This window comes from Trinickia sp. LjRoot230 (assembly GCF_964253315.1).
Classification (GTDB): Bacteria; Pseudomonadota; Gammaproteobacteria; order Burkholderiales; family Burkholderiaceae; genus Trinickia.
This window is the reverse complement of the sequence record NZ_CAXUQX020000001.1, coordinates 1,917,755-1,936,436: the sequence shown is the minus strand read 5'-3', so window position 1 is coordinate 1,936,436 and position 18,682 is coordinate 1,917,755. Positions and strand designations below refer to the sequence as shown.

General features: G+C 56.8%; 11 protein-coding genes. 4 read left to right on the top strand and 7 right to left on the bottom strand.

From position 1 onward, the window contains the following. Positions 1-23 precede the first annotated feature (23 nt). Positions 24-4,733 (bottom strand): neuraminidase-like domain-containing protein, encoded by a 4,710-nt coding sequence (locus ACSQ20_RS09035; RefSeq protein WP_436019109.1) that lies wholly within the window; start codon positions 4,731-4,733, stop codon positions 24-26. 102 nt (positions 4,734-4,835) lie between these two features. Next, the gene (locus ACSQ20_RS09030) at positions 4,836-7,871 is read right to left on the bottom strand and encodes a Tc toxin subunit A (protein ID WP_436019107.1); all 3,036 of its coding nucleotides are present in this window, start codon (positions 7,869-7,871) and stop codon (positions 4,836-4,838) included. 300 nt (positions 7,872-8,171) lie between these two features. Here ACSQ20_RS09030 and ACSQ20_RS09025 point away from each other — a divergent pair, with 300 nt between their 5' ends. Both ACSQ20_RS09025 and ACSQ20_RS09020 read left to right on the top strand, forming a co-directional pair. Then, complete coding sequence (locus tag ACSQ20_RS09025; RefSeq protein ID WP_436019105.1) at positions 8,172-8,807, top strand: hypothetical protein; 636 nt, start codon at positions 8,172-8,174, stop codon at positions 8,805-8,807. Positions 8,808-8,846: 39 nt separating this feature from the next. Then, positions 8,847-9,239 (top strand): hypothetical protein, encoded by a 393-nt coding sequence (locus ACSQ20_RS09020; protein ID WP_436019103.1) that lies wholly within the window; start codon positions 8,847-8,849, stop codon positions 9,237-9,239. Between the two features lie 83 nt (positions 9,240-9,322). Here the strand turns inward: ACSQ20_RS09020 and lon are convergent, their stop codons facing one another. From lon to tig, 4 genes are all read right to left on the bottom strand, one after another. After that, positions 9,323-11,740 (bottom strand): endopeptidase La, encoded by a 2,418-nt coding sequence (gene lon, locus ACSQ20_RS09015; RefSeq protein ID WP_436019101.1) that lies wholly within the window; start codon positions 11,738-11,740, stop codon positions 9,323-9,325. Positions 11,741-11,929: 189 nt separating this feature from the next. Then, complete coding sequence (clpX, locus tag ACSQ20_RS09010) at positions 11,930-13,201, bottom strand: ATP-dependent Clp protease ATP-binding subunit ClpX (RefSeq protein WP_436019099.1); 1,272 nt, start codon at positions 13,199-13,201, stop codon at positions 11,930-11,932. 197 nt (positions 13,202-13,398) lie between these two features. Further along, entirely contained in the window at positions 13,399-14,052 is a 654-nt protein-coding gene (gene clpP / locus ACSQ20_RS09005) for an ATP-dependent Clp endopeptidase proteolytic subunit ClpP (protein WP_436019097.1), read from the bottom strand. Between the two features lie 113 nt (positions 14,053-14,165). Further along, positions 14,166-15,512, bottom strand: a complete 1,347-nt coding sequence (gene tig, locus ACSQ20_RS09000) for a trigger factor (protein WP_436019095.1) — start codon at positions 15,510-15,512, stop codon at positions 14,166-14,168. A 401-nt stretch (positions 15,513-15,913) separates the two neighbouring features. On the opposite strand from tig, the gene ACSQ20_RS08995 reads away from it, so the two are divergent. Both ACSQ20_RS08995 and ACSQ20_RS08990 read left to right on the top strand, forming a co-directional pair. Next, complete coding sequence (locus ACSQ20_RS08995; RefSeq protein WP_436019093.1) at positions 15,914-17,056, top strand: glycerate kinase; 1,143 nt, start codon at positions 15,914-15,916, stop codon at positions 17,054-17,056. A gap of 80 nt (positions 17,057-17,136) precedes the next feature. Continuing rightward, positions 17,137-17,586 carry a MarR family winged helix-turn-helix transcriptional regulator gene (locus tag ACSQ20_RS08990; protein ID WP_436019091.1) on the top strand — a complete coding sequence of 150 codons (450 nt, stop codon included), beginning with the start codon at positions 17,137-17,139 and terminating at the stop codon, positions 17,584-17,586. A gap of 17 nt (positions 17,587-17,603) precedes the next feature. On the opposite strand, the gene ACSQ20_RS08985 is transcribed toward ACSQ20_RS08990, so the two are convergent. Next, entirely contained in the window at positions 17,604-18,614 is a 1,011-nt protein-coding gene (locus ACSQ20_RS08985) for a 2-dehydropantoate 2-reductase (protein ID WP_436019089.1), read from the bottom strand. Between the last annotated feature and the right edge of the window lie 68 nt (positions 18,615-18,682).

The window sequence follows — 18,682 nt, the reverse complement described above, 5'->3', positions numbered from 1 at the left end:
TTATTCCCGTAGAGCGACACGATTCAGCTTCCCAGTGTCGTTTCGACCTCAGAGGCGAATGTGTCTCCGCCGTCAAGCGCCGTATAGCGCACGTGGACAATCACGTCGGTCAGCGCATTTACGACGGCTTGCTGGTCTGCCGACTGCGTGTACCGCGGAAAAGCGAGCGTCCAGCCCGACACCGCGCCCGTTCCTTCGAACGGCACGTAGCGCTCGTCGCCGAAATTGAGTTCGAAGAGGCCGGCATCGTTCAAGCCCGATGACAACGCAATCTGCTGGCTGGCGCGTAAATTCATGACGATATTCCCCGTGCCTTTCGAATTGCTCTGCCCCCCCAGGTACTTGACGCCATCGAGGCTGGTGTTGAGCAGCGTGCTGCTTTTCGTCTGGGTTAGCGTAGCTTTCACGTCCTGGTACGGGCCGAGCAACGTCGGCAGACTGATCGATATGGATTTAATCTGACGCATGTAGTGCCCTGGGTAGTCTCGATCGAACAGCTCTTCTGTCAACTCAAAGACAAATTGGCCAGTCGATCTTTGCGCATCGAATTTGTCTTGACCGCCGTATAGATCCAAAAGCGATACGGTTCGGGTAATCTCCAGCCGGCGCTCATAGCGTGCCAGATAGGCTGCCTCCATTTGTCGCAGATTGAGGTTGAGCGTCTTGCCGACGTGCAAACCACGATACTGGTCGTTCCACGCGCCGGTCTGTACAAACGTGGTCTCGAAATCGCACAATTCATACTGCCAGCAGGCCTGTGCCGAGAGACATAACGACATTACCGCGTCGTAAATCTGAAAGAAGACAGCCGCCAGTTGACCACTCAACCATTGATAAAGCGACGCTTGAGTAAATCGCTTGTTGCGCATGAAGGTAAGCATCGTCTGGATTTGTGCTTGTTGCGCGGTCAAGCGTGTCAGCTCCATTGTTGCCGCACTCGTGCGAACGGCATGTGCATTGAGTTGCTTGCCGACCGTGTCGACCTCATGCTGCGCCTGCACGTATTGGATCTGCCAATCCTCACGACGTCGCCGGTAACCTTCGGTGGTTGACAAGCGCTCGGCGGAAACCTCCTTTCCTTGCCCCGACGCGATGAGCCCGTGCGCGACTGCTTCTGTCGCACCCTCAAATCTCGAGCCGCCGTCAGAAAATCCAAAAATATTGGGAAGCAACTTGAGTGCTCCGCTCGCAGTCATCACACCCTCGGAACCTTTGAGGATCGATTGCGCGACGTTATGAGTATCCATGACTAACTGCTCACCGCTCGATACGTTGCCCTCGTAGAGAGCGCTATAGCTGTCGTACCGATGCTGGGCCGTCGCCTGACTAGCCGTCAACGATTCGCGGTCGGCGGCGAGGCTGCTGATTGCCTGTTGCTGCAGTGTGATGGCATAGCTGGACATGTCGAGCAACTGCTGCTGCTGCAGTTCTTCTCGGCCGGCGTTATCACCTCGCTCGATGAGCGACAAGAGACTCTCGCCAAAAGTCGTCAGTGCGGCAACAGCGTTATAGGCGCGCTCCAGGACCGCATTGAAGCGGTACGGGGGCACGGCCAGCTGGGCTCCCCTGATTGCATTGACGACTGTTCCTGACTGCGCCCGCTGCACGAGTAACGCGATCGGATCGGCAGGGGGCTCGTATAGCGCGAGCGACATCGGCTTGCCATCGATCGTCAAGCTGTGTCGAAGGTTGTAGACGCGTGAGTCCAAGGTATCCCAGTGGCCAAGCAAAAGCGTGTCGAGGGGAGCGATGAAGTTGGGGTTGTCCGCGAGCAGTAGGTAGCCGGCCGCCTTGCCCGACGATGCAACGATATTTGTTTTAGTGAGATCGATCGCCGCCTCGAAATCCCGCAGCGCATCGTTTTGCGCTTTGGCCAGCGCATTGAGCGTTTGGGGCGTCCAAGTACTACTCAACGTGACATCCGGGCGTCGCCCGAGCAACTGAGCGGCGAGACCGTAGAACACCCGCGCTTGAGTCAATCCGTCCCGCGTCAGTTGCCGGTAGCAAACATCGCCCTGAGCGACGAGATTGCTTACGTACGCGATAAAAACGGCTTTCTGATAAATGACTGGGTCCGCGTACGCGCACGCGTCCGGATCGAGCGGTGCCGCAATCATCAGCGACGGTTGACCTGACGTTGTGAGCGGCCGCACGTTCCAATAATCAGGCGCGCCGCTATCCTTGTCCGCCGCAGATGGATCGAAGATGTAGTGTAGCCACGTTTGTGCGTCGCCAAATTGCTGTTCGTTGGCAAAGCGCCATGCGACGAGGAACGGCATATGGAAAAACAATTCCCAGAAATACAAGCCGTTAGCGCCGTTGAAATCCATCGGCTCGGCTTGGCCGCCCGGGACTAAGGGGGCCTCGAGCAACCGCGTCTGCAACGTATAGTCGAGCAAGCTATCGAGGCTCAGGTTTGCCTTCTCGATAAGCGTTCGTACGAATGTCGTGTTCAGACGCGTGTTAGCCGGAAGCGATGGATCGCAAAAGTCGAGATATTGGGCGAGACCGAGCACCGGATCGTAGTTCGATTTTATCTGTGGCAGTGGCCCCACCGCGCCCATGTTGACATTCGTTATGTATACTTTGAACCACTTCCATACCGACGCAGTCCCCCCCATGTCCGACTGGTCGGGCCACCTGAGACGCCCCACCTGGACGGCCAGACAAACGGAAACGTAGCCCTCCCCGGGAGGCAACGCGAAATCGGATAGCACGAGGCTGTTAGTCCACGTCGAATCTTTGCCTAACTCGTAGGTATGTGTCTGCGGAGCGGACACATTGTCGTAATGCGACGTCACCAGTCTGATTGCGCAGTTAAAAGGGCGAACCATGCCAACTTGACCGAAGTTTTTAATTTCTGCTATCTGCGGCGATCCGTTCTCATTAACAAAAAAATAAGCAGAGAATGCTCCAGAATCAGCTGATCCCCAAATCGGACCTTTTCCTATTTTCATTCCACTCAAATCTAGGAATTTATTACTTGTACCGGTCCCATGGAATCCAATATTATTATTAACGATATCTACCGTAAAAATAGGTGCGTCCGAAAATATATTACTACCGCCCAGGACGCAAACATCGTAGGTCCCATCCGAGACGGATCCCGATCCAAACGTTGTAGGATCGTATCGTAGGGCAGTATTTACAAAAGTATGGCTATCATCATCATGGTACTGGATCGTTGCCCCCGCACTGCCGTCTGGTGGGCCGAATCCGTATCCGGACGTTCCACCCGAGTTCGTATCTCCGCTTTGAAAATCATATTCGTTCAAGAAATCATCGTTAAGCGTCATTTCGACGAATAACGTGAAATCGTCTTTCATATAAACATACGACGATGATCCGCCGTCACTAGCAACGAGGTCGTTTATTTTTTCCCACCAACTGCCGGTGTAGCTCTCGTCACCCTTATCCGCACCATTCAGATCCCCCGCCCCCAGCGAACCGTCGGGCCCAGGAGGCGTGTCGCTGTCAGCGTATGGAGCAACGTGGTCAATCGTGTACTTGTGGGTGAAAAGCGGATACTGAAGCGTATTGGTTGCATCATCCTTGTCCTGGAAGCTGCCGAACAGTTTTTGCCTGATAACGGAATCGAGCTCGCGACTATTGAACGCGGAGTCGCAGTACTGATAACCATAAACGCTGGGCGCGTTCTGTTCCAGCTCCTCTGACCACGCGCGAACGAACACACCCAGCATCAAACGGCCATACGAATTCGCAGCCTGCGCTCCTCCATCATCGCTAAAATCAGTTATCGCCAACAGATTAACATCACTTGAATCAACTCCACTAGACTCTGTAATTACCAATGTATCGCTCGCGGCTTCGCCTTGCGTCGTCGAAATTTGCATCATCGCACCGTTTGGTGCCGTCCACGTATCATCGAATCTTTTATATCCAAAATTCAATCTATAGGCATAATTGGATGTGCTATTGCCGTATGCATCCATTTGTGGTGATGGATTGCGCTCAACCCATGCGACGTACAATCTTTGGTTATAAAACACTGGCCGCACTGTATGCTTAAGCACGGTATCCGGCGCCAGTGGCAGTGAAACAGGTAACCAATCACTCCAGCAATTCGGAGTAACAGGTGTGCCACCCGCATTGGCCTGATCGTTCAGACTCAGGTCCATCTTACGCCAATAATATTGATACGGTTTGGTAGTGGTTCGACCGATAAAATAGTAAGTGGCCGTCGTGAGATCGGCTTGATCGATGTACCCACTTACTACATATAAGTTGCTGACGGCCTCGAATTGATTAAGGTAAGAAAGTGCAGCGTCCTGAACACGATCCGGATCTAGTTGATTCTGGTTAAGTGTCGTTTCGAGGTCCGTGAAGTAATGGCTTTTCTCCTGCCGAGTTACAGGCGAGATATAGTTCTCCGCATAGTTCTGAATCTCCATCGACGCGGCCCAAATTGCGTATTGGCTGTCGTTATCCCGCCATACGTCGGCATGGGCAGGGTCCACCGGCGGAAATCCAGGCTCCGACCGGTTGACGATACGCGTCATATACGTTTGGACACTCGAAATTGCGCTCGCGACCCTGCTCGTCATTGCCTCATCCGCGACCTGCGGATCGAGCAGCAGATATTCATATAAATCTTCATTGGTAAGTTGCGTGCTGCCCACATTATGTAAGGTGGGACCAACGAATTTGAGGTAGCCGGTAACCAGCGCATCGCGCTGCGCCTCGCTCAATTGCTTTTCCAGTGTCGACAGCATCAGAAGTGACCTCGATGAAACGGTGCGCAAAAATCAGCACGCCCCGGAGTATTGACGTTTGCTCTCATCAAACGGTTTGCACCGTATAGAAATAACGATGCGCTATTGCACGGGTTGCATGGAACTTGCCGCCGCGACCATCGTTCGGCCAACTGCTTGCCATGTCGCATAATCGCTTTCGCGATCGAGTGAGAAAGCTTGTTGTTGCTGGATGACTGTGAGCCCCGTTTCGCTTTGAGCTCGCCGCAAGCGCATCACCACATCGATCTGCGCGATGGTCATCGCAGTGCCGCCGATCGTCGTCCATGCATCCTGAACTTGCTGCTGCTCCCAACCCAATAGCGTCGCAAGCTGCTGGGCCGCTGTCGCCGCGTCAGGTGGCGACTGACTATTGACTGCCCGCAAATAGGCCAGCACGTCGTCTTCGTGGCCGCTGTCCGTAGCGCTGGCCATATGGAGCAGATCGTCGTAGCGCCCGAGCATGTAGAGCACGCTGAGAGTCACCTCTCCAGCGTATTCCGACGACAACCCGAATTGATCCGGACAATCGAGCACGTATTGGACTGCGGGCACGCTCAGCGAGAACTGGTGGGATACGAGCACGCGTCGAGCGATATCCTGCAGCACGTTCAGGTACGTGGCGGGGATATCCGCTGCTTGTTGCACGGTGCCCTTCAGTGCCCATGTGGCGCTGATCCACTGATATGGCGTCTGCTGCGCCCAGCGGAGCGCAACCGCAGCTAGGGATTGACTAACCTCGAGGGTTTTTGCTAGCAGACTAGTGGCGACACCGGTTTGCGTTTGTCTCGCTTGCATCACCGCTGCGTTCAACGAAACGATGGCTTGCGCCTCCAGGTCAGCGTCATCGAGGGCATTGATCACGGCATCGCGAATCGCTTCAATGATTGGTGTGGTTACGCCGTCTATCTGCACCGGCACCATATGGTCGGCAACGTCAGTGACGAGGCCCGCAGCGTCAATCAGCGCCTTGTCCGTCAGCACTTGCTTCCAGTCAATGGATATTCCGTGATCGTCGACGAGTGGAGCCCCGCTGCGCTTGAACAGCATAGAGTCAATCAACGTATTCGGTACTTGTTGCCAAACCTCGTGAATCAGCGCGAATTGATAATTGGCGCCACCTGCATTCGCTATGTTTGCGGGTGGCGTGACCATCGCCAATACCGCAGGAGCCGATAATTTCCTGGTTTGCAGCCACCGCGCAACATGGCTCAGGGCCTGCAGCAAACTCAAAAAATCGGATGCGAGCGAATCGCCGTTCTGCGGGGCGGAGATGCTCGCAGCACCTGCAAGTTGACTCAAGACAGCGCCGGTGCCCTGGTCCATCGCCTGCGCGAGAGCATAGAAATCGTCAGGCGTCATTCCTAACGCGCGCGCGAGCGAAACCATCCGATAAAGCGACGATAGGTTGGACAGCGACAGTTGCAGTTGACCATTTTGTTGAGCTTGGTATTGTTTCGCGACCTCTTGAGCCAGCATCAAGAACTGAGTGCGGTTGAGCGCTAGCGCCGCGCAGATCTTTTGTACGGCTTGGCCGTCCGCACCGGTCGTGCTTGTGTACTGAACCGGGCTTCCATCCACCATCAGTGGGGTATCGAACGCGCCCGAGTTATTGAAAACTTGGTCCAAAAAAGTGTTTGCGGGTGTGATCGCAAAGGGCGTCACAATATGCAGCCACGCAGAGAACTGTTTCGCAGAAACACCATACGTCCTCTGATAATGCTTGAACATACCGAGCGCACGCAGCGTATTGTCGTTCATCCCCAAGCTTTGATTAGTGCTGCCTTCCGCTTCCATCGCGGAAGTGACGAGTAGATCGACATCCTCGAATGGGAGGTCGAGCCATCGCTGAAGGCGTACGATTCTGTTGAGGCGATCCATGCGATCATCGGTAACGGAATTCACCTGAAGCGGGGTGGCGTTATCTTTTTTACAGAGATAAATACTGTCGTGCGTACCGGTTCCTGCATTGATGAACTTCGCACCAAAGAGATCCGGATCAGCTATGAGTGGCGCGCTTTTATCTTTCGCGTTAATACCAGATTTTTCTGAAAAAGCGCTAATGGCGAAAGGTGAGCAATTGGCCGATAGCATCACAGTGAACGCGGCTTGCCCTCCTGCCGTTGCACAAAACATCTTTTCCACCTCAGGCACAATCAATCCAGTTCGAGCCGTCAACACATCCATGGAACCAAAACGGTCTGCGGTCAAGGCCGAGTCGCCAAAATTATTCTCATAGAACGCTTTTTCTGTTGCCGCCGATACGGAGTTACCAAAAAATGCAGGCTCAACAATGATCTTTTGCTGCTCCGGCGCTAGTTGGCTGGCCATAATTTGGAGCCGATTAAGGTCTGCAGCTTGCGATGCGCTTAGTTTTTCGGTCGGCGACCACGATGCCTGAACAACAGCAATATTTTGCATCTGCAAATGATCTGATACAGAGATGTTCAGTGACGACTCGACCGCCCTCATCTGTTGATTACTCAAATCGAATGGGAGCAGATTCGGATAGCGCGTCGTCGAGAGCAATGCATTGACGCCCTCGGTATTCCTCAAGTTCTGCGCCAACTGAATTGCGGCGGTCATCACCTCGTTAACTAGTTCTATCTGATGGATTTCCTCGTTGATCGCCGTGTTGTTTACTATCAGCGCACCGAGATCTGGTCGCCGCTTTGCCAGAGTATTCATGGCTCCCGCGTTTACATTCGGGTCGTTTTCTAACTGCAGCGCCCGCGAGTAGATATGCGTGAGATAAGCGATAGGCCCGTCGTTTGCCTCTGGCGCACCGCTCGGCGCTTTGTCCCGCCATCCTGATGGTCCAAGAAATTGATTTGCGTAGTCGGGGCCGGCCACAGAGAAAGGACCGGTCGCCGCCATACCGAGACTACCCACTGCATCTCGCCTGCTGAATTTATGCGTGACTTGTATGGCGTATCCAACTAATAGATCATAGATCGATCCAGCCCTTCTGCCCAATACATCACGATGCAGCCGGACGAAGTGATCTCGCGGCACACGTATTACGTCAAAAACAGAGTAATACCCGGTGGACGCTAGGGCGTCGGGCAGGCTGTACAAAGCTTCGGCACGCGTGATCAGGGGGCTCGGGTTGGTTGTCATCTTTATTCCATCGTTAAAACGATAAACCAGCGATATTTACGTATGGTGGCTGCGGAGATGTTACAGCGGCCGGCCCTTTCTTTGAGGCCATTATTAGTCGACCGCTTTCCATGAGGCAAGTCGCCGCATGGGTTTCGCTAGCATAATCCCACCTATCGAGATAATCGCGTGATTCGTTGACGACAGCGATAGTAGCGACGCCCTGGTAACGCGCGCGTCATCGCCGAATCGAGCCGATGGGGTCATCGCTTAGCAGCATAGCAGGCTTCGTCTACACCGATGATCTAAACGTCGATTAGCATGTTTTTGCTCTCGCCGTTAGCGACCTTGGCAGACCAACCTAGCAATTTTGTTAGTACAGAGCAGGCATCGGCTTGGCATTATTGGAGCAACGTGCCGCGGCGCCAAACCTATCGCGAGAGTGCGGCGTGTACGGCCACGGACTTATGTATCGCTCAAACAATCCATATGGAGCATCGTGACATGCCACAACTTACGTTTTGCCTTCAATCCCCCACCGGAAACTGGCTTGCGATTGATAGCGGCACCGGGCAGTTATCGGCCAACGCTAAGACTGTTGATGAGGCCTTGAGATTTAAGCTGCAAGACAAGGACGATCAGGTGGATCAGAGCGATACAAACACAGATAAGTATGTTTTTTTATGCGTCAAACCGGGCGACAACTCAGTGGATAGCAAGTATTTATCAGAAAATAACGACTATATATTTGCCTCCGATAGCCTGCCAACTTTTTTTCAATTCGATAACGCAGGCTTCGATCCGAGTACAGTTATTCAATCGTACGTTTGCTACAACAGCAACACGTCAAACGCATGGTATGTAGATAACAACAACATGATCACCACCAACTCTGGCAATGCAAACCAAAACATAGACAATAATTACTTTGGTTTTGTTGTTCATCTTCTAGCCTAATTTCACACACGAGTATTGCGGAATTCAGGAGCATTCATCATGCAAAAGCTATCTTTTATCTTGCAATCCAAAAAATCTAAAAAATGGATCAATGCAAACGACGATGGATCGTTGGTGGCGACTTCATCGGATCCAGGTATAGCTACGACGTTTAATCTGGACTATTATGACGGGATCGACGCATACGCACTTTACAACATCGACCGTAAAAAATATCTTTCCGTGACAGCGGATAACCGGGTAGCAGCGACGGCAGATCTCCCAGGTTTTTTATACGCCCAATTGAACCACATTGACGGCGATGATCCGCGAGCGTTCACATGTAGCGACATCGAGCGCAAAGTCATGTGGGAAGAAGACGATTCGGGAAACATCAAGACCGTAGCCAATAGTACCGGCTCGTTTATCTTTGCGTTACAGTTTAACTTCTAAAAACGCCCAGGCATTAAAAAACCTGCGAGCAGCGCGGACTGCGCCATTCGCAGGTTTTCACGGCCGCGCGCGGCCGTCCGTCCTCAATGCTTGACGACTTCCGTCGTCGCCGCATCCTTCGCAGCCTCGCCAACAGGAGCCGCCTTCGGCTCTTCTTCCAAGATCGGCTCCGGCACACGCTCGAGCGCGAGCTCGAGCACCTTGTCGATCCAACGCACCGGCACGATCTCGATCGAGTTCTTCACGTTGTCCGGAATCTCCGTCAAGTCTTTGACGTTTTCCTCCGGGATCAGCACGAGCTTGATGCCGCCGCGATGCGCCGCCAGCAACTTCTCCTTCAGCCCGCCGATCGGCAGCACTTCGCCCCGCAACGTGATCTCGCCCGTCATCGCCACATTGGCACGCACCGGGATACCCGTCAGCACCGAAACGAGCGCTGTCGTCATCGCAATACCGGCAGACGGGCCATCTTTCGGCGTCGCCCCTTCCGGCACGTGAATGTGGATGTCTTGCTTCTCGAACGCCTCGTCCTTGACGCCAAGACGACGCGAACGCGAACGCACCACCGAACGAGCCGCTTCCACCGACTCCTTCATCACATCGCCCAGCGAACCGGTTCGGATGATGTTGCCCTTACCCGGCATCGCCGCTGCTTCGATCGTCAGCAAATCGCCGCCCACTTCTGTCCAGGCAAGGCCGGTAACCTGCCCAGTCTGATTCTGCTTCGCCGCGAGCCCGAAGTCGTACTTGCGCACGCCGAGGAACGTATCGAGATTACTGCCGTCGACCTTGACCGCGCCATCAGCCTTCTTCAGCAACAGCATCTTCACGACCTTGCGGCAAATTTTCGACACCTCGCGTTCGAGCGAACGCACACCCGCCTCGCGCGTGTAATAGCGAATGATGTCGCGAATCGCCGTTTCGGTGACGTCAATCTCGCTTTCCTTCAAGCCGTTATTCTTCTTCTGCTTGGGCAACAAGTAACGCTGCGCGATGCTGACCTTCTCGTCTTCCGTATAGCCCGACAAGCGAATGACTTCCATCCGGTCGAGCAGCGGCGGCGGAATATTCAGCGAGTTCGAAGTCGCGACGAACATCACGTCCGAGAGGTCGAAATCCACCTCGACGTAGTGATCGGCGAACGTATGGTTCTGCTCCGGATCAAGCACCTCGAGCAACGCCGAAGAAGGATCGCCGCGGAAATCCATTCCCATCTTGTCGACTTCGTCGAGCAGGAAAAGCGGATTGCGCACGCCGACTTTCGTCAGGCTCTGCAAGATCTTGCCCGGCATCGAACCGATGTAAGTACGGCGGTGACCGCGAATTTCAGCTTCGTCGCGCACGCCACCGAGCGCCATGCGCACGAACTTACGGTTCGTCGCACGGGCGATGGACTGTCCCAGCGAAGTCTTACCCACACCAGGAGGCCCAACGAGGCAGAGAATCGGCGCCTTGACCTTATCGACACGCTGTTGCACCGCGAGGTACTCGAGAATGCGTTCCTTCACTTTCTCGAGCCCGAAGTGATCTTCGTCGAGCACGTGCTCCGCATTCGACAGGTCGTTATTCACCTTGCTCTTCTTGCGCCACGGCAAGCCGATCAATGTGTCGATGTAGTTGCGCACGACCGTGGCCTCAGCCGACATCGGTGACATCAGCTTGAGCTTCTTGAGTTCGGAGTCCGCCTTCTTCTTGGCTTCCTTCGGCATACGAGCGGCTTCGATGCGTTTTTCGAGTTCCTCGAGATCCGCACCTTCCTCGCCTTCGCCAAGCTCCTTTTGGATCGCCTTGACCTGTTCGTTCAGGTAGTACTCGCGTTGGCTTTTTTCCATCTGACGCTTCACACGCCCACGGATGCGCTTTTCGACCTGCAGGATGTCGATCTCGGCTTCGAGTTGCGCGAGCAAATGCTCGAGCCGCTCGATGACCGGGAACATCTCAAGAATGTGCTGTTTCTGATCGAGCTTGAGCGGCAAGTGCGCAGCGATCGTATCGGCCAGCCGGCCCGCTTCGTCGATACCCGCGAGCGAAGTAAGGATTTCGGGCGGGATCTTCTTGTTCAGCTTCACGTATTGATCGAACTGAGAGACGATCGCACGACGCAGCGCTTCTGTCTCCGCACTATCCGCATGATCGGGTTCGAGCGGCATGACCTCGCACGAAAACTGTGTTTCCTGCTCTTCGATCGTCAGCGTTTTCGCGCGTTGCAGCCCTTCCACGAGCACCTTTACGGTACCGTCAGGCAGCTTGAGCATCTGCAGGATGTTCGCGATACATCCCACTTCGTACATGTCTTTATCGGTCGGCTCGTCCTTCGCCGCCGTCTTTTGCGCGACCAGCATGATGTGCTTGCCGCCCTCCATCGCGACTTCGAGCGCTTTGATCGACTTCGGTCGGCCCACGAAGAGGGGGATTACCATATGCGGGAAAACGACGACATCTCGCAATGGCAACAGCGGGAGCGTCGTGCGCTCCGAAGGGAGGAGTTGGGTTCCTGACATTTCATTTCCCCATGAGTGGATTCAGAACGTTTGGTAGTTGAGGCCCGCTAAACAGAATGCAAGCCTTAGCGTTTGGGAAAAAGTTCAGTGGAAGTGTCGAAGCAGTCAGTGTTACCCACAAGATAAACGAAAAAAGCCGTTCACGTTGCCATGAACGGCTGTATCAGAGAAAACCTTTAGGCCGATCAGTCAATTAGAGCCCGCCACTTTCGGCGCTTCCTCGTAGATCAATAGCGGCTTGCCGTCTGAGTCGATGACATTGTCGTCGATGATGACCTTGCTGACCCCTTTCATCGTCGGCAATTCGTACATCACGTCCAGCAATGCCTGTTCCAGGATCGAGCGAAGCCCGCGTGCGCCCGTCTTACGGCGGATTGCCTTGCGTGCCACGGCTTGCAATGCAGCCGGCCGAATTTCGAGTTCGACGCGCTCCATCGCAAAAAGCTTGTGATACTGCTTCACAAGTGCGTTCTTGGGCTCGACGAGAATCTTCATCAGCGCCGTTTCGTCGAGCTTGCCGAGCGTCGCCACGACGGGCAGACGGCCGATCAGTTCGGGGATAAGACCGAATTTGATCAAATCCTCGGGCTCGACTTCGCGCAATACCTCGCCTGCGTCGCGCTCCTGCTTGCTTTTGACGGTTGCGCCAAAACCAATGCCCGTCTTTTCCGTACGGTCAGTAATGACTTTCTCGAGGCCATCGAACGCACCGCCGCAGACGAACAAAATGTTCGTCGTATCGACCTGGATAAAATCCTGGTTCGGGTGCTTGCGGCCCCCTTGCGGCGGCACCGAGGCCATCGTGCCCTCGACGAGCTTGAGCAGAGCCTGCTGGACGCCCTCGCCCGAGACGTCGCGCGTGATCGACGGATTGTCCGATTTACGACTGATCTTGTCGATTTCGTCGATGTAGACAATGCCGCGCTGCGCCTTTTCAACTTCATAGTTGCAGTTTTGCAGCAGCTTCTGGATGATGTTTTCGACGTCCTCGCCGACATAGCCGGCTTCGGTAAGTGTCGTTGCATCAGCGATCACAAACGGCACATTCAAAAGGCGCGCGAGCGTCTGCGCAAGCAGCGTCTTGCCGGAACCCGTGGGGCCAATCAGCAAGATGTTGCTCTTCGAGAGTTCGATCTCGTCCTTCTTGTCGAGGTGCTTAAGCCGCTTGTAGTGGTTGTAGACCGCCACAGCAAGAATCTTTTTCGCGCGCTCCTGCCCGATCACGTATTGATCGAGGATGTCGCGAATCTCTTGCGGGCTTGGCAAGTCGGACTTCGACAAGCCTGCGTCCGTGCCTGCTCCCGCGGCTTCGTCGCGGATGATCTCGTTGCACAGGTCGATACATTCATCACAGATGAACACCGACGGGCCGGCAATCAGCTTTTTCACCTCATGCTGACTCTTGCCGCAAAACGAGCAATACAACAGCTTTTCGCTGTTCGAACCTTTTTTGTCCGCCATGGATATGCGAGCCTCCGGACACTCGAAAAACAAGGCACGCCGTACATCGCCCCACTATTGAGGGTCTGATGATTACGGCGAGACGTTCGTTGGCGTCCCCGCCGTCGGCGCCCAGATCGTATTATCGACCATTTATAGCATCGCTTGAGCCGGCAACCACACCTAGCGGCGAAAGATTGCCAACTTATGCGATGTGGCTACGGGCGCTTTTGCAGGACTTGATCGATCAGTCCGTACGCCTGGGCATCCTCCCCGGACATAAAGTTATCGCGATCGGTATCGCGCGCGATACGCTCCACCGGCTGGCCAGTGTGATGCGCCAGCAGATGGTTGAGGCGGTCTTTCAGGTAAAGAATTTCACGCGCCTGAATCTCGATATCGGACGCCTGCCCGCGCGCACCGCCGAGCGGCTGGTGAATCATTACCCGTGCATTCGGCAACGCGAACCGCTTGTTCTTTGCACCGGATGCAAGTAAGAACGCGCCCATACTGGCCGCCAAGCCCATGCAGAGCGTGGAGACATCAGGCTTGACGAACTGCATCGTGTCGTAAATCGCCATGCCGGCCGACACTGAGCCACCCGGACTGTTGATATAGAGACTGATGTCCTTGTCGGGGTTTTCACTCTCGAGAAACAGCAACTGCGCCACCACGAGATTCGCCGTCTGATCGTTGACTTCGCCGACCATGAAGACAACGCGCTCTTTCAGCAAACGCGAATAAATATCGTATGAACGCTCGCCCCGACCGCTCGTTTCCACGACGATCGGAACGAGCCCCAACGCCTGCGCTTCCAGATCCCGCGGCGCGTGGGAGGCCAACGTGTCCAGCAATTGAGCGCGAAAGGTCATGCAATGGTTCCTTCTTCGGAATGGGTCTTGGATGGCATCAGCCGAGTGTGGCACACGTAAAAACGGCGTGCGGCCGTCACTTCGACAGCTCGCACGCCGTTCGCGGCGATGCCTTACGCTTGCGCCGAGGCGCTCGCCAATGCTTCGAAGCTGACTTCCTTATCCGTCACATTCGCCTTGCCCAGGACAAATTCCACGACGTTGCTTTCCACGACGTAGGCTTCCATTTCGGCCAGGCGCTGCTGGTTGGAATAATACCAGCGGATGACTTCTTTCGGGTCTTCATAGCTTTTCGCGAACTCTTCGACCTCGGCGCGGATCTGCTCGGGCTTCGCCTCGAGCTGATTAGCCTTCACGAGCTCAGCCACCACCAAGCCGAGTTTGACGCGACGCTCAGCCTGTTCCTTGAACATTTCAGCCGGGATCGGCGCGGTCGCGGCGTTCGGTACGCCGCGTTGCGTCAGGTCTTGCCGCGCCATTTCGACGAGCCGCTCCTGATCCTGCTCGATCAGCGCCTTCGGCACTTCGAGTTCGGAAATTTTCAAGATAGCGTCCATCACCTGGTTCTTGACGATTGCTTGCGTGCGGCGCTTCGCCTCGCGCTCGAGGTTTTCCTTGATCTCGGCGCGCATCTTCACGAGATCGCCATCGGCCACGCCGAGCGATTTGGCGAATTCGGCATCGACCTCGGGCAGGTGCGGCCATTCGACCTTCTTCATCGTGATCGTGAACTGCGCCGTTTTGCCAGCCACTTCCTTGCCGTGGTAGTCGTCCGGGAATTTCAGATCGAATTCGCGGGACTCGCCAACCTTCAAGCCCATCGCCGCCTGCTCGAATTCGGGCAACATCCGGCCCTCGCCGAGCACGAACGAGAAATCTTCCGCGCTGCCGCCTTCGAACGGCACGCCGTCGAGCTTGCCGACGAAATCGACCGTGACGCGATCGCCGCTTTGCACCGCTTGATCCCCGCCGCCGTCGCCATGCTCGCCCGACTCGCCGCGTGCGTGATAATGCACGCGCTGCTTGCGCAGGATTTCGAGTGTGCGGTCGACTTCGGCGTCGGAGATCGTCGTCACCGCGCGCTCCACTTGCGCCGTCGACAAATCGCCGAGCGCCACTTCCGGATAAACCTCGAACGTCGCGTCGAACGCATAGGCGTCAGCGGTTGCGTCGTCTTTCGGACTGAAGCTCGGTTGGCCCGCCACGCGCAGATTTTCCGCACGGCTGATATCGAAGAACTGCTTGCCCACTTTGTCGCTCAGCACTTCGGCCTCGACTTGCCCCGCGTACTGCTGCGTCACCATCTTGAGCGGCACCTTGCCCGGACGGAAGCCCGGCATGCGCACATTCTTCGCGATCTGGCGAATACGGGATTCGATTTCCTTTTGCACCGCCTCCTTCGGCAGTGAAATGGTCACGCGGCGTTCGAGCTTGCCGAGGTTTTCAACAACGTTAGCCATGGCTTCAATCGTCCTAAAATTGGTCTAGCGAATCGGGTCACCTTCTCCGTGCATGCCGGAGCACCGCCACACGAAAACGGCGCCGCATCACTTTTTTCGCGCCGGCAGTTTCCCCACCACAACGTCGCATCGGATAACGCATTGCGTCGGCATTACGTCGCCGCATTACGTTTTCATCAGCAAGCCGGGAGCACAGTCTGGATCGGAAGAATCGAATATTCTAGCAAACTATTCGTTCGCCCAGCCCGGATTTGCGCTTCACTTGCGAAAATCGGCCATGCTATCGCTAATCGACGCGGCGCTGATAAGCTGTCGGCCGGACGTCAGCAGTCAGTCATGGCGACCGCGCTATTGCAGCGGCAGATACATTACTACATACCAATTCGATATCCGGAGACACCATGCCGAATACGCCGCCCTCGCCGGTCGTCGTCATCGCCCCTGACTCGTTCAAAGGCTCGCTCAGCGCGCAAGGCGTTGCTGATGCCATCGCAACCGGCATCATGCGGGCACGCCCGGACGCCATCGTGCGCATCGTGCCGATGGCCGACGGCGGAGAAGGGACGCTCGACGCCCTGCTCGCGCGCGGCGGTGAGCGTCGCATGTTGAGCGTGCCCGGCGCCGCCGACGACGAACGCCAAGCCGCCGTCGGGCTGCTCCCCGACGGCAGTGCCATCGTCGAGACCGCGGAAGTCGTCGGCATCACTGATGAAACAGCTATGCACGCGCCCGTCGAGCGGCGCAGCACACGCGGCATGGGTGTCGCTATCCGGTCATTGCTCGACACGGGCGTGCGGCGCTTTTTCGTCGCGCTAGGCGGCAGCAGCACCAACGACGGCGGCGCGGGCCTGCTCGTCGGCCTCGGCCTCGCGCTGTTCGATGCCGATGGCCGCGAAATCGAACCCACGCCCGAGTCGCTCGCGCGGGTTGCGCGCGTCGACGCCTCCGGCTTCGATGCACGGCTCGCGCAAGCTTCATTCGTTGCGATGTCGGATGTCGACAACCCACTGACCGGCGAACATGGCGCAACCGCCGTCTTCGGCCCTCAAAAAGGCGTCGGCGCGGCTCAGATCGCCTCGCTCGACGACGTACTCGGCCGCTTCGCGACGCTTGTCGAAGCGGCACTTGGCCGCCGCGCGCGCGAGTTGCCCGGCGCAGGCGCGGCGGGTGGACTCGGCTTCGCCTTGCACATGCTGGGCGCCGAATTCCAGCCCGGCGCGGAGGTGATAGCGGCCCAACTCGGGCTCGATGCGGCGCTCGACGGCGCTAATTGGCTCATTACCGGCGAAGGCCGCTCCGATGCGCAAACGCTGCGCGGCAAAGCGCCCTTCGTCGCCTGCCGGCATGCGCGCGCGGCCGGTGTACCGGCGTCGTTGCTATCGGGCGCAGTGGACGCCGCGGCGCTTGTCGCGCTGTCGGAGTATTTCACCGGCTGCTTTTCGCCCGCGCCCGGTCCGATTGCGCTCGACGTGGCGATTCGCGACGCCGCCCGGCTGTTGGCTAACGAGGCCGAGCAGTTGACTCGCCTAAAATACGGCAACTAAGTCGCACATGCAGCCCCCCTGACTGCGTTTTTCGCGGCACGCCGGGCCACTTGCTTTGCCATCCAACCCACGGGATTCCTATGAAGGCCGCTGCCAAAGCCGGGCTCGACAAATTTCTGACCTACCGTATGCACGTTTTGAACAAGCTTTCGGATCGCTTCATCAGCGAACGCTATCAGACGAAGCTTGAAATCACGCTGCCGGAGGCGCGCGTCATCGCATCGGTCGGCTCGTTCGGGCCGTTTTCGATCATGGATCTCGCCAAGCGGGCCAACCTCGACAAAAGCCAGGCGAGCCGCGCAGCCGAAGCGCTAATCCAACGCGGGCTCGCGCGGCGCGAGTCTTGCAGCGACGACGGGCGTGTCGTGTTGATCTCTCTGACCGAGGAAGGTCGCGAGCTTTATCGCAAAGTGATGCCGATCGCCCGCAAATGGAATGCAGATCTTTTCGGTTGCCTCGATGACGCCGAAAAAGCCGCGCTCGGACAGATGCTCGACAAGGTCATTACGAACCTGCTAGCGCCCGACTAGTCTGCGCTAGCAGGCAGCTAGTACAGCCCGCTGTTGACGGCGCGCTGGCGCACGAGGCCCAGCACGGCATCGCAATATGGCGTCGGCACGCCGATCTTGCGGCCCAACTCGGGAAAGACGCCGAGGATCGGCTCGATTTCGAGCGGTCGGCCCGCTTCCAGGTCTTGCAGCATCGAGGTCTTGAACGCTCCGAGCTCGCGCGTGATGGCGACGCGCGCATTCGCGGCCATGCCAGTGGACAGCCCGAGGCAAGCGCCAATGGCATCGGCCTCCTCCATCATCCGGAGCACCAACGCATGCGTAAGCGGATCGTCGAGCAGGCGGTCAGCCGTGGAGCCCGTCAGCGCGCTGAGCGGGTTCATGTTCATATTGCCCCACAGCTTGGCCCAGATTTCGGTGCGAATATCGTCGGTGGCGACGGCATCGAACCCGCCCGCGGACAATGCCTGTGCGAGTGTTCGCGCGGTGTCGGCAAGCGCGCGCTGTGCCGCGCCGATGATGAGCCGATTACCGCGGCCGCGCCGCACGATGCCCGGTGCGTCCGTCGATGCCGAAAGATGCACTACGCAGCCGATCGCGCGTGCAGCGGGCAGCGCGCGGGAGACCGCGCCGCCCGGGTCGACGGCCTCGATGCGCGCGTCGGCAAGCGAGCGCTGCATGCCATCGAGAAACCACCACGGCAAGCCGTTCGTCGCGCTGACAACCGCGGTTTCGGCGCCGATGAGCGGCTGCATGGCCGAGGCCAGCGCCGGTACGGACTGCGCCTTGACCGCGATCACGACGAAGTCCTGCTCACCAAGATCCGCCGCGTCAGCGCTTACGCGCACGTCGAAGCGGCGGACCTGCCCACCCGTTTCGATCACGCGAATGCCCTCGTTGCGAATCGCTTCGAGTGTTTGTCCGCGGGCAAGTACGCTGACCACGTGGCCGGCCTGCGATAGCGCGGCGGCAAGCAACCCGCCAATCGCACCGGCACCGACGATGGCGGTGCGCGGCGGTCGTGCTGAGTTCCCGGTGAGCTCGCTCATGGCGTTCGTGTCTGAATTCGCGCGGGACGCGGCAACGCCTGCAACTGCAGGCGCTTCGATGACAGGAA

Excerpts from the sequence above, each read along its gene's own strand:
- ACSQ20_RS09035 (WP_436019109.1), bottom strand. The coding sequence starts at position 4,733 with ATGCTGTCGACACTGGAAAAGCAATTGAGCGAGGCGCAGCGCGATGCG.
- ACSQ20_RS09030 (WP_436019107.1), bottom strand. The coding sequence starts at position 7,871 with ATGACAACCAACCCGAGCCCCCTGATCACGCGTGCCGAAGCTTTGTAC.
- ACSQ20_RS09025 (WP_436019105.1), top strand. The coding sequence starts at position 8,172 with ATGTTTTTGCTCTCGCCGTTAGCGACCTTGGCAGACCAACCTAGCAAT.
- ACSQ20_RS09020 (WP_436019103.1), top strand. The coding sequence starts at position 8,847 with ATGCAAAAGCTATCTTTTATCTTGCAATCCAAAAAATCTAAAAAATGG.
- lon (WP_436019101.1), bottom strand. The coding sequence starts at position 11,740 with ATGTCAGGAACCCAACTCCTCCCTTCGGAGCGCACGACGCTCCCGCTG.
- clpX (WP_436019099.1), bottom strand. The coding sequence starts at position 13,201 with ATGGCGGACAAAAAAGGTTCGAACAGCGAAAAGCTGTTGTATTGCTCG.
- clpP (WP_436019097.1), bottom strand. The coding sequence starts at position 14,052 with ATGACCTTTCGCGCTCAATTGCTGGACACGTTGGCCTCCCACGCGCCG.
- tig (WP_436019095.1), bottom strand. The coding sequence starts at position 15,512 with ATGGCTAACGTTGTTGAAAACCTCGGCAAGCTCGAACGCCGCGTGACC.
- ACSQ20_RS08995 (WP_436019093.1), top strand. The coding sequence starts at position 15,914 with ATGCCGAATACGCCGCCCTCGCCGGTCGTCGTCATCGCCCCTGACTCG.
- ACSQ20_RS08990 (WP_436019091.1), top strand. The coding sequence starts at position 17,137 with ATGAAGGCCGCTGCCAAAGCCGGGCTCGACAAATTTCTGACCTACCGT.
- ACSQ20_RS08985 (WP_436019089.1), bottom strand. The coding sequence starts at position 18,614 with ATGAGCGAGCTCACCGGGAACTCAGCACGACCGCCGCGCACCGCCATC.